This is a genomic window from Geobacillus sp. CX412, assembly GCF_027942335.1.
GTDB classification, from domain to species: domain Bacteria; phylum Bacillota; class Bacilli; order Bacillales; family Anoxybacillaceae; genus Parageobacillus_B; species Parageobacillus_B toebii.
In genome coordinates, this window is record NZ_CP103461.1 from 2,809,957 (window position 1) to 2,822,235 (window position 12,279).

General features: G+C 43.3%; 11 protein-coding genes and 1 pseudogene. 2 read left to right on the forward strand and 10 right to left on the reverse strand.

What is annotated here, in order from left to right:
- Positions 1–14: 14 nt before the first annotated feature.
- The 9 genes and pseudogenes from NXM86_RS14620 to NXM86_RS14660 all read right to left on the reverse strand — a co-directional run bounded on the left by NXM86_RS14620 (position 15) and on the right by NXM86_RS14660 (position 10,175).
- Positions 15–587, reverse strand: a complete 573-nt coding sequence (locus NXM86_RS14620; RefSeq protein ID WP_498958216.1) for a TetR/AcrR family transcriptional regulator — start codon at positions 585–587, stop codon at positions 15–17.
- 242 nt (positions 588–829) lie between these two features.
- Positions 830–2,197, reverse strand: coding sequence for an ISLre2 family transposase (locus NXM86_RS14625; protein ID WP_190305579.1), 1,368 nt, complete (start codon positions 2,195–2,197; stop codon positions 830–832).
- 202 nt (positions 2,198–2,399) lie between these two features.
- Positions 2,400–3,824 (reverse strand): protoporphyrinogen oxidase, encoded by a 1,425-nt coding sequence (hemY, locus tag NXM86_RS14630; RefSeq protein WP_498958217.1) that lies wholly within the window; start codon positions 3,822–3,824, stop codon positions 2,400–2,402.
- Positions 3,825–3,842: 18 nt separating this feature from the next.
- Positions 3,843–4,775, reverse strand: coding sequence for a ferrochelatase (hemH, locus tag NXM86_RS14635; RefSeq protein WP_498958218.1), 933 nt, complete (start codon positions 4,773–4,775; stop codon positions 3,843–3,845).
- A gap of 15 nt (positions 4,776–4,790) precedes the next feature.
- Complete coding sequence (gene hemE, locus NXM86_RS14640) at positions 4,791–5,828, reverse strand: uroporphyrinogen decarboxylase (RefSeq protein ID WP_143416010.1); 1,038 nt, start codon at positions 5,826–5,828, stop codon at positions 4,791–4,793.
- 339 nt (positions 5,829–6,167) lie between these two features.
- Positions 6,168–7,568: a hypothetical protein gene (locus NXM86_RS14645; protein WP_498958221.1), complete on the reverse strand. Its 1,401-nt coding sequence runs from the start codon at positions 7,566–7,568 to the stop codon at positions 6,168–6,170.
- A 156-nt stretch (positions 7,569–7,724) separates the two neighbouring features.
- Positions 7,725–8,231, reverse strand: coding sequence for an antibiotic biosynthesis monooxygenase family protein (locus NXM86_RS14650; protein WP_375216700.1), 507 nt, complete (start codon positions 8,229–8,231; stop codon positions 7,725–7,727).
- Positions 8,228–9,442, reverse strand: a complete 1,215-nt coding sequence (locus NXM86_RS14655) for an ABC transporter permease (protein ID WP_089096903.1) — start codon at positions 9,440–9,442, stop codon at positions 8,228–8,230. The genes NXM86_RS14650 and NXM86_RS14655 overlap by 4 nt, the downstream gene beginning before the upstream one ends.
- Positions 9,439–10,175, reverse strand: a pseudogene (locus tag NXM86_RS14660) (ABC transporter ATP-binding protein). The gene NXM86_RS14655 and the pseudogene NXM86_RS14660 overlap by 4 nt, the downstream one beginning before the upstream one ends.
- Positions 10,176–10,695: 520 nt before the next feature.
- Between NXM86_RS14660 and NXM86_RS14665 the strand changes: the two are divergent.
- The gene (locus tag NXM86_RS14665; protein WP_012749339.1) at positions 10,696–11,118 is read left to right on the forward strand and encodes an HIT family protein; all 423 of its coding nucleotides are present in this window, start codon (positions 10,696–10,698) and stop codon (positions 11,116–11,118) included.
- A gap of 44 nt (positions 11,119–11,162) precedes the next feature.
- On the opposite strand, the gene NXM86_RS14670 is transcribed toward NXM86_RS14665, so the two are convergent.
- The gene (locus tag NXM86_RS14670; RefSeq protein WP_498958222.1) at positions 11,163–11,993 is read right to left on the reverse strand and encodes a peptidylprolyl isomerase; all 831 of its coding nucleotides are present in this window, start codon (positions 11,991–11,993) and stop codon (positions 11,163–11,165) included.
- A 184-nt stretch (positions 11,994–12,177) separates the two neighbouring features.
- Between NXM86_RS14670 and NXM86_RS14675 the strand changes: the two genes are divergently transcribed.
- Positions 12,178–12,264, forward strand: coding sequence for a YjcZ family sporulation protein (locus NXM86_RS14675; RefSeq protein ID WP_073967926.1), 87 nt, complete (start codon positions 12,178–12,180; stop codon positions 12,262–12,264).
- The last annotated feature ends 15 nt before the right edge of the window (positions 12,265–12,279 follow it).

A 12,279-nucleotide genomic window follows, 5' to 3' on the forward strand; every position in this document is an offset into this window, starting at 1 on the left:
AAGAGAAGGACTATCTATTTCGACAATCCTTTCAAAAAATAAAGCTCAAATAGTTCAGCAATTTTTTCTTTCGGCAGCGGATCATGATCTTGCTCCCAATCGACAATTAATGCGATATATACTTTTAACATTAAAAACGCTGTAATTTCAGCATCGCAGTCGCGAATTCCTCCTTTTTTTATAGCGATTTCGATTTTCTCACGAATGTAATCGATAATGGCCCAATCTAATTTTTTCATCACTTCTTGGACTGCCGCCGTTCCGACATTGCGAACCTCTTGAAGAAGCTTCGCCGTTAATTGATGCTGCTGGCGAAACTCTAAAATGCGATATAAAGCCTGGTGCACGTTTTCCGAAAAGGGACGATTAGGATCCATCGCTTGCTCCGCCGCCTCTTTTATTTCTAAAATAAGCGAAGAAATAATTTCATCCAATAAATCTTCTTTATTTTTGAAAAACGTATAAATCGTCCCTTTTCCGACATTGGCGAGCTTCGCTATTTGCTCCATCGTTGTTGCCTTGTAGCCGAATAACGAAAACGATTTAGTAGCTGCTTCAATAATTTGTTGTTTTCGATCAATAGACATATCCCTCATCCTTCGAAATGACTAAATGAACAATTTGGTCATTTCGTCTAAAATCATAACATATTTTTCACAAAAAAGAAAGAGGTTAACTCTTTTTGAGTCAGTCAAGATTTTGTGGGAACTTTTTTGGTTCGCTGAAAACAGGTGTAAGTCATAGATTGGCGAACCATTTTTTGAATTTTATCCGTAAGCGCTTTCGAACTCTCATCCCTTGCCATGACAGATCGATATGTATACCTTTTTTACCATCCTTTGAGTTCAGACAGGGCATGATAGATCGGTGTCCCGGACGATTGCTGTAAATATGGCACGTTATTCCGCGTTACCTCCGGAAGAAGACGGCGGACGCGTTGTTTCGCCTTGTTCACGACCGTCTGTTTAGTGGATGCCGTTTCCTCCGCCGGATGCGACGATTCTTCTCCGAAACGACGTCCGAAAAGACGAATCCCATCCATCCGGGCAATCATTGCCTTGAAAAACGCCCTGAGTCCCTTGTCTGTCCAACTGCGGCGGTATTTCACCCGATACGCCAACTGGCTCATCACGCTTTCAGCCCTCCCCATCGGATACATGCCCGTTGTGTCCACTCCTTGCTCCTTCAGCCATTCCCGGTAATCACGGATGCATCCCGGCATCGATTCGATCCGGTGGATCAAGGCAGCCAGCTGTTGTTCTTTCGCTTCGTCCCCCAGCGTACCGAGGGCGCTGTTCAGTTCCACAAGCAACCCCTCTTCATCCTGCTTCACCAGCTTTTGCCGAATCGCCTGCCACCGTGGATGGCCCGAGAGGCATTGGCGCAATTCACGCGCCACGTGGAATCGATCCAATTGAAAGCAGACCCGTCCCTTGAAATACTCCCGGCACGCGGTAATCCATGGAGCGCCGTCCCCGTTGATGACAAGAAGATCCCGGCAAGGATCATAGGCATATTCATTTATCAAAAATTCCTCGAAGCCTTCCCACACCTCCCCCTTGCCCTCATGGACGTAATGGCGCTGATTCACGAATTCGATCCGGGAGCCGTTGCGCTTCCATCCTTCGTGAACGGTCAGGATTTTGTCTTCCTTGGCCCGTTTTCCCTTCCCTTGGCGGGAAACAAACAGTCCATCGGCCTCCACCAACAGCACCCGTCCATATCGCTGGTCCACCGGGCAGTGCAGCGGAACTTCGGCCTCGAGCACCAACTGGCGGATCGCCTCATGGCTCATCACCGGATACCCGACCATCTGGGCAAGCGTACGAGCCGCTTTGCGATAGGAAGAGCACTCCACCGCCAATCCCACCGCTGTTTCTTCTAGACAAGGGCTGATTGACTGCGATCCATCAAACGCGAGAAAGGAATCCAGCAAAAATGTGTAACGGTTTTGTTCTCGGTCTAAATAGTAGTTTCGCTCAAAGGTGACTTCGCCAAACAGGGTTTGAATCGTGGTGCGTCGTTTGTCTTTCAAGTGGTATCGGCGCTTATCTCGATTCTCTGCCAATTGCCGGTCGATGTCCTCCAACAGAGCCGTAAACAGCTCGGCGAAGGCGTTTTGCAAGGCTCGAAACAAAGCAAGTTCGATCTCTTTCCATGTCAACGAATTTGTGGTAAGATGTTGTTGAATATTCATAGGACTCTCTCCTCCTGTTTGTAGTGTGGTCAATGAACATCTTACCAGGGAGAGAGTCCTTTTTTCATGTTTCCTGCTTGGGATCCTACCGCGCTTCGCTTGGTGGCCCCGATGAGGGGGGATTGCGAACCTACGTTCCCAACCCCCTCATCGGGGAACTTCTAAGAATTTTTCCCACAAACATTTTACTCACACACTCTTTTTAGTTAACCTCCGCAAACTTTCGATGGCTCACTTGCAAATAATCGAGTACTTTTTTTACCGCTTCTTCCCCTTGGGCAATGCAATCTGGCAGCCCTAATCCTTCGTACGAACTTCCCGCTAAAAACACACCTGGAAGCTCAGAGTCCATGTGTGCTTTTATATTCGCAAGCCGCTCTTTATGGCCTACCGTATATTGCGGCATCGCCCTTTTCCATCGTGAAATAACGAAAAATTCCGGACGTCCCGTAATACGCATAATCTTGTTTAAATCGTCCAGCACGACGCGGACAATTTCGTCATCTGACTGTTCGACAATTTCTTCATCGCCAGGGCGGCCGACATAGCAACGCAACAGCGCTTTTCCGCTTGGTGCGGTATGCGGCCATTTTTTATGTGTCCATGTGCAAGCCGTAATCGTATAATCATTGCGGCGGGAAACGACAAAGCCCGTTCCATCAATATCTTGTTCAATAGCGCTTTCCGGAAAGGCCAATGCCACGGTTGCTACCGACGTCGATGGAACTGATTGAAACGGCGCGAAAAACGGATAATCAGCAAACATCGCTGGTACAGATGAGTGCGGTATCGCGACGATAATGCTATCTGCTTTCCACACTTCTCCATTGCTTAAACGCAAACGATATTCCGTTCCTTCGCGTCTAACGTTTTCTACCCGCACCCCTTTCATGACACTGCCTTGTTCCAATCGTTTTTCCAATTCATCGACTAACGATTGCAATCCCGTTTTTAATGTTTGAAACGCGCCTTTCCGTTGTTTTGCTGCTTTTGGCGTCGTTCGTTTTGCACCTCGCACAAGGCTGCCGTATCGCTGCTCCAATTGAAAGAACTGTGGAAATGTCGACATTAAACTCATTTGATCAATATCGCCTGCATAAATGCCAGATAACAGCGGCTCAATTAAGTTATCTACCACCTCATCGCCAAATCGGCGGCGGAAAAATTGTCCTAATGATAAATCGCCTTCTGTTTTTGTCGGCGGCAAAATAAAATCAAGGGCAGCACGCAGTTTTCCCAGCGGAGAAAACAACCCTGTCGTGATAAACGGACCGATTTGTGTCGGAATCCCCATGACGGCTCCGCCTGGTATCGGATATAGCTTGCCGTTCACTAAGATGTACGATTTTCCTGTCGCGTTATGAACAATCTCGTCTTCTAGCCCTACTTCCTGCACAAGACGAAAAGCGCTTGTTTTCCGCGCTAAAAACGAATCAGGACCGCGCTCAATCACAAAACCGTCACGTATCACTGTTTGCACTTTGCCGCCTAAACGATGGGTCGCTTCTACCAGTTTACATTCAATAGGAAGCTGTTGTTCTTTAATTGCTTTTTGCAAATAATAGGCAACGGCAATTCCTGTTATTCCGCCTCCGATGATCACAACCGTACGTTTTTCGCCACTCACTGTTCATCGCCTTCTTTATCAAAGTTTGATCCGTTTTAATACAACTATTGCCAATGCATCGATGAATTTTGGATTCGCATTCGGCATTTCTGGTCGATAATAGTTTGCCCCGATTTCTTCTGTTACTTGTTTACATTCAATATCGTTATCGTACAACACTTCCAAATGATCAGCGACAAAACCGACTGGAACATAAACAAACGATGTATATCCTTTTTCCTGATGCAGCTGTCTCGTTAAATCTTGTACGTCTGGTCCTAACCAAGGCTCTGGTGTGTTGCCGGCACTTTGCCAACCTACCGCATAATGTTTTACACCTGCTTTTTCCGCGATTAGTTTAGCTGTTTCGGCAAGCTGCTGCGGATACGGATCCCCCGCTGCAATAATTTTTTCCGGCAGGCTATGCGCTGACACAATGAGCACTGCTTTTTCGCGTTCTTCTTCGGTCATGGACGCGTATACTTCTTTTACTTTTTCCACCCAATAATCGATAAATTTCGGTTCATCATGCCAGCTGTCAATCGTATAAATGACCGGTCCTCCTAATTTTTTTGCTTCCGCTTTTGCCCGTTCATTATACGATTGAATGCTAAACGTTGAAAAATGCGGTGCAAGCACAATGCTCACAGCTTCTTTTATGCCATCTTCATGCATTTGGCGAACGGCATCTTCCACGAACGGCTCAATATGTTTTAATCCTAAGTACATTTGAAACTCAATGTCATCTTGAATGTCGTTAAGCCGCTTTTCCAATTGTTTTGCTTGTTCCAGAGTAATTTTTGCCAATGGAGAAATTCCGCCAATCGCTTTGTAGCGTTGTTTTAAATCTTCCAATAGTTCCGAAGAAGGCTTTCGGCCATGACGAATGTGCGTATAATATCGTTCAATATCTTCTTCTTTATATGGAGTTCCGTACGCCATCACTAATAATCCCATTTTCTTTTTTGCCATCTTTACTAACACCTCTTATTTTCTTGACGTATAGTCATGGATAAACGCCGTTAACCGTTTTAACGTTTCTGGCTGAATCTCTGGAAAAATGCCGTGGCCTAAGTTGAATATATATCCCGGCTGTTCCATGCCTTCGTCCAAAATTTGTTTCACGCGTTTTTCAATTACTTCCCAAGGAGCCAGAAGAACTGCTGGATCTAAATTTCCCTGAAGCGCTTTTGTAATCCCTCTTTCCCGCGCTTTGCGAATCGAAAGCCGCCAGTCGAGTCCGATTACATCAAGCGGCAAATCGTTCCATTCTTTCGCTAAATGGCTCGCACCAACCCCAAACATAATAAGCGGAACGTTTTCTTCGCGAAGCGCCGCAAAAATCCGAGCCATTGTCGGTTTAATAAATGTGCGGTAATCGTCAACATTCACCGCGCCAACCCATGAATCAAAAATTTGAATCGCGCTCGCGCCAGCACGAATTTGCGCCTTCACATAGCGAATCGTCATATCAGCAAGCTTGTCCATCAGAGCAAACCACGCTTTTGGTTCTGCGTACATAAACGCTTTCGTTTTATTGTAGTTTTTCGATGGACCGCCTTCAATCATATAGCTCGCAAGCGTAAACGGCGCACCCGCAAATCCGATGAGCGGAACATTTAATTGTTCAGTCGTCAGCAGTTTGATGGTTTCCAATACATATGGCACATCTTCTTCCGGATGAATTTCTCCAAGTTTTTCTACATCCGCAAGAGAGCGGATGGGATTAGCAATCACCGGTCCAACCCCCGCTTTAATTTCTACATCAACACCAATCGCCGGAAGCGGGGACATAATATCTTTATATAAAATGGCCGCATCCACATGATATTGTTCGACCGGCAATCTTGTTACATAAGCACAAAGCTCTGGTTGATGGGTAATTTCAAATAACGAATATTTCTCCTTAAGCGCCCGATACTCCGGCTGGGACCTTCCCGCTTGTCTCATATACCAAACCGGAACATAATCTGTCTTTTCGCCGCGGCAGGCGCGTAAAAATGTATCATTCTTTTGTTTTGACATCCTCATCCGCCTTTCTTTCATTCAACATCGATAGATCTATAAAAGATAAAAAATTTTTCATCAAAGCAATTGTATACAAAGTTACAATTATAACTATACAAGGTTCTTATGACAATGTATAGCAATGGGGGGAAACTGTCAAAAAATTGACGATTTATTTTCGTTTGTTACTGACTTTCTGCACAATACCGTTTCGTTCGTCTGATTTCAGAAATAAATAGCCAGTCATTCCGTTTTTTATACTTTTCATGGTTATATCAAAAAATCATTCGTGTTCCTTTATTATTATATCAAAAAAGCCGCCTCGCTCACTCCTACGAGACAGCTTTTTCGTCAATGTTAAATCAAAAACATCGCTACAATGGTTGTCACAACAAGTCCAATCGCCACCGGAACCAAGTTTCGGCGCGCCAGCTCAAACGGGTCTACACCGCAAATAGCTGCCGCTGGAATAAGCGCCCACGGAACAAGCGTGCCGCCTCCAACCCAAATTGCCGTAATTTGTCCAAGCGCAGTTAATGTCGCGGCACCGCCGCCAATCGCTGTCGCGAATAAATGAGCAACCGACCCCGTTAACGAAATACCAGAAAATCCTGAACCATCCAATCCTGTGATTGCTCCTACAATCGCTAACGTGACCGCTCCAACTCCATCGCTGAGCGGTACGACATGAGCGAGCGCAATTCCTAGATCGTTTACAATTCCTTGCGATAGTTTAGGCAAGTGTTCTCCGATGATTTTGACAAACCCTGCGTCACCGAGGTAAAAAAACGCCGCGATCGGAATGACTGGTCCAAACACTTTAAAGCCAAATTGAAATCCTTCGATTAAATAATTCGTAATTTCACTAAAACTTTCTTGTTTATAAGCAAAAATGGAAATAAGAATTAAAATAAAAATCGCTGTTCCACCGATTAACGCAGTCGCATCTCCACCTTGCAGGCGCAAATAAAACATTGCGATGACATCTAGAACAAATAAAATCGGAATGATGATCGCCAACATATTTTTCGCTTGATTAGACAACAATTGTTTTGCCTTTTCGATTGCCTCATCCGCTGTCGCCGCTACTTCATTCGCTTCATTAGCGAAATGGCCCCTTTTCATATCACGACGAAGCAATAGAAAGGCAGCAACCGTAGTAACAACTCCCATCACAAACACAAGCGGCACGCTGGCAGAAATGACTTCGGAGACAGAAAGACCAGCGGCATCTGCTGTCAGTTTTGGCGCTCCTTGAATAATAAAATCTCCTGATAGAGCAATACCGTGACCAAACAAATTCATCGCCATCGCCGCTCCTAACGCCGGCAACCCAACACGAATGGCCACAGGCAGTAACACTGCACCCATTAACGCAACTGCGGGAGATGGCCAGAAAAACCAAGAAATGATCATCATCAAAATCCCAATCGTCCAATACGCCCATCCCGGAGTGCGGATAAACCGGATAAACGGCGAAATCATCACATCATTAATTCCTGTTGTTGTCATCACTTTGCTCATTGCCACAATAATGGAAATCACTAAAATGGTTGGCAAAAGCTCTGTAATCGCGTAAATAAAGCTATTAAACACCCCGCTGATCGCCGCGCTTAACGAATGGGTCGCTGTAGCGGCTAACAAAAAGATCCCGATAATGCAAATAAGTGATGTATCTTTTCGTGCGATCATAAATCCGATAATAAACACGATAAACGCTAAGTAAATCCAGTGCAGCACCGTTAATTCCACACCCATTTATATTCTCCTTTCCTATATGCTTTCCATTGTTAAATAGGACATTTTCCCAACATGGATGTACTACAGCATATGAAAGGAGAATAAAGGTGTGAAACACTTATATACAAAAAACCCCCGCTTATTCATTCGAAAAAGCGGAGGTAAAAAACCGTTTTATCTTTCTTGAACGACCGAATAGACTGTTATATAAGATGGACGCGGAAATATTTTTTGTTGAGATGGTTTTTGTTCTTCTTTCCGCTGCTCATGCGCTTTTGTGAACGCTTTTGAACGCTGCCAATTTTCAAAATGCTCTTTTCCTTCCCATAATGTCATAATGATATACGTGTCATTAGAAAGCGGACGCAGTACGCGAATCGCAACAAATCCAGGTTCATTTTCAATCAGTCTTGCCCGCTGCACAAAGCGATGCTCAAATAGCGGCCGCCCTTCGTCGGTCACCGGAATATTATTGCATACAACAAACGCTCCGCCCAACTCACCAACTGCATCGATCACCTCATAACGGCGCGGCTCTTTAAACACCGTTTCGCCATCTGTTTCATGAATCAAAACAGCATCTTCTTCCCTTTCCAACAACAACATCGTTTCGTTCGCATGCATGTCTTTCACTTTTTGCAAATAATCCGTTGTTCCTGTTGTGATATACATCTTTTTCATATTTTTCCCTCCCGCTTGCGACGTTTGGAAAGATAATGAAACAGTAGCCAATAACTAAAAACAGCTCCTGCCATCCATGACGCGCCCCATATCCAGCCAGCATAAAGCAGGAATAAAAACAAACTGAAAACAATGTTTTGCACCATTAATAAGAAAAAGAGAAGGCGGCATAATGCCTGTTTCCGCACATCGTTTGGAAGCGGATATAATCGGATCAACAAGTTTGTCCGGTGATGGTCGATCAATGCGAATAATTGAAAGCCGGTGATGTAAAGAAAAAATAACGACGCGGCGATTTTTCCGTATTCGGATGGAACAATATAAAGAAATAACAATCCGATTGCGATTAAGCGGATATAAAGACCTAAATATCCGCCCGAACGGATGAATGTTCTTGCGTACAAATAAAGAAACGTATTTTTTGGATGATATGGAATCATAGAAACTAGAAAATCAAGCCAGCGCCGCCGTTTCGCCTCCTCTTTCCATTGTGGAACATCGGTAAATAAATTGGCGATACGGTAAAATGTGCGCACCGCACTTGTTTCTTGTTCAATGAGCCGCTCCCATTTCCATCCTTTTCGCTTTGTTGCTTGCACCAAATAAACCGTTATGCCTGCGATGATGGCACATAGAGCAAGTAAAAACAAAACCGAAGCGTGAACAAGCAAAAAGTAAACAAAAAGAGCATTGACCCCAAACCGTGCGACCATGCTAAGACGATGGGCAAGCGGTTCAATAAAATAATTTCCTTTCCAGCTTATAAATAAATTCCATCCTTTCAAAACGAGCAACACGAAAAACAGCAGCCATAAAGAAACATCGGAAAACTTCCGGTGAAGCGGCGCAATTGCCAACCATACAAGAAGCAGCCCATATCCCTGCAAAAGAAAACTCAGCAAAAAAGCCCGTTGAATATATGGACGAAGCTTTGTCTCAGACGGCAATAAAAACACGATATCCGCTTCTTGAAATAACGTGCGCAACGAACCAAACGTCAATACGAAAGAAAAAATCAGTGCGGCAATGATGGGATAAGGAAAATGCGGCGGAAGCGTTTGTACCCAACGATGGTAGGCGACCGCCCCTAGGCCAATGCCAATGAGCAATATAAACAATAGATGATCGTTCAACATATAACGTAAATAGCGCCGCATTTTTCGCACTTCTTGATAAAGGCGGTCGTTCCATAGTTTTTTTCCATCCATCATACGCTTTCTTCCTTTGTTAACGCAATATATAGTTCATCCAACGTTGCCGCTGGAGAAGAAAATTGTTCACGCAACTCCTCGAGCGTTCCTTTCGCCCTTACTTTTCCGTTATGCAAAATGACAAACGAATCACAATATTTTCTGCTGTCGCCAAAATATGTGTCGACATTAAAATGCCCGCCCCTTTTTTCTTCATTTGCTGCATTTGTTCAAGCAAAGAATGAATCCCTAACGGATCCAGGCCAAGAAACGGCTCGTCAATGATATAAAGCTCTGGCTCCACTAAAAAGGCGCACATAATCATGACTTTCTGCTTCATTCCCTTGGAAAAATGAGCAGGAAACCATTTTAACCTTTTCTCCATGCGAAATTCTTTTAATAACGGCGGAAGACGCCGTTCGTATTCATGTTTTTCCAATCCATAAGCCATCGCCGTTAATTGCAAATGTTCCTCCAATGTCAGTTCCTCGTACAAAATAGGTGTTTCTGGTATATATGTAAATTGCGAACGATATACATCCGGCTGTTCCGAAAACGTTTTTCCGTTAATCGTAATCGTCCCTTTCCTCGGTTCCATCAGCCCAATAATATGCTTGATCGTCGTACTTTTTCCCGCGCCGTTTAGACCGATTAAACCAACTATTTCCCCGCGATCGACGGTAAACGAAACATCTTCGAGCACGTTTTGCTTCGTATATCCCCCGTATAAATGTTGAACTTCCAAAAGCGCCATCGCCTGCTTCCTTTCTATTCATAAATTACGGATTACATTTTCATTTTATCAAAGCAACAAATACTTTCCAAAAATTATCTCTCTCCTTTTTGCATACATCCTTTTTTCTCGGGCATGATAAATAGCGAAGAGGGGATGAGGAACAGCGCAAATGATGAATCATCCACTTGGAAATGAGGTGTTCACGAAAGACACACTTGTCGAAGTAACACCATTGTAATGCAGTGAGGAAGCGCGAAACTCCTTAAGTAAATGAGGTGTTTGTGAAAGACAAGACCATCGTTCCATTGCTATGAAGCAACGAACCTCTATGTAAGAGCTTAAAGGGGATGGTCATCTTGAACAAAGGAAAACTCACTCTTTAACAACTTTTTTTGCAAATGGGGTGTTCATCAAACGCCATTTTGTTTGAATAAACCCTCTCCCCTTTTCACTAAAGCAGGATGTAATCAATACAAGATTACATCCTGCTCTTTTTATGGTAAAATGGAAGAAAAAATAGGAAAGGTGGCTTTTTCTAGTGAGTGAATGCATTTTTTGCAAAATTGTAAACGGAGACATCCCAGCGGCAAAAGTGTATGAAGATGAACATGTATTGGCTTTTCTCGACATCAGCCAAGTAACGAAAGGGCATACGCTTGTCATTCCAAAAGTACATAAAGAAAACATTTTTGAACTCACTCCAGATGTTGCAAGCCACGTCTTTACCGTTGTTCCAAAAATCGCAAACGCGATCAAAAAACAATTTTCCCCAGCCGGCTTAAATTTACTAAACAATAACGGTGAACAAGCAGGGCAAACTGTCTTTCATTATCATGTTCACTTAATCCCTCGTTACGGCAAAGGAGATGGATTTGGCGCTGTATGGAAATCCCATGCAAGCGATTATACGTTTGACGATTTACAAACCATTGCCGCAACAATTCAAAAAGGATTGGAATAAACAAAAGGAAGCGATTCTTACCCGCTTCCTTTTGTTTTTGACCGTTATTTTAACACATCTTGCAAATCTTTATCTTCAATCTCCACTTTTGCATCTTTTATCAGTTTTTCTACTTTTGATTGTACTTTTGCTGGATCCAATTTGCTTTGTTTTACTTCGAATTCGATTTCCTCTTTCATTTCGTTAAACGGCTTTTTCTCCTCTTTATCCGTCACTTTGATGATATGGTAGCCATAGTCTGTTTTCACCGGATCGCTCACTTGTCCAACTTTTAACTTATAGGCCGCATCTTCAAATTCTTTCACCATTTTTCCAGGTCCAAACCAGCCTAAATCGCCGCCATTCGGTGCTGACCCTGGATCTTGTGAATATTGTTTCGCAAGCTTTGCGAAGTCTTCTCCTTTATCAAGCTTCGTTTTAATTTCTTCTGCTGTCTTTTCATCTTTTACTAAAATGTGGCTCGCTCTAATTTTCGGTTTATAGTTCTTATAATAGTCTTTTAACTCTTTATCCGTTACTTTTATATCTTCCATTGCTGCTTTTTGCCGCAAAAGATCCAGTTTCACCATATCCCGGATCGCTTTTTCTCCATTTTGCTGAACGACTAAATCATATTGCGTTCCATACATTTCTTTTAAGTTCTCGATTTCTTTATCGATTTCCTTGTCCGTCACTTTATATTTTTTGCTTAATACTTTTTCATGAATAAGGTCACGAATCACTTCCTTGCCTACGCGGGCCTTCATTTCATTATAAAATTCTTCTTTTGTGATGTTGCCGTCCTTTGTTTTTACAATGACTTCAGAATCGCCGTTATTGCAGGCCGAAAGCCCAAAAACAGCGGCGACGGCTGCAACGATCATCCATTTTCTCATTTGTTCCACAACTCCCACACCAATTTTTTGACAAAAAAAATACAACAATAACTATAACATATTTTTCATAAAGAAAAAAACTTTTTCCTTTTAGTCATACGCCCATACATGTGTTTTTGCCTTACATATGATGATGATGAAGCATCTGAGGCTGAATTGCTCCTTTTTGAAAGGAGGTGTTACAATGGGCGCACCTTATGCAGGAGGCTTTGCGTTAATTGTTGTGTTGTTTATTTTGTTAATTATTGTTGGATGCTCATGTTTATTCTAATAACCCCTTCCCCTT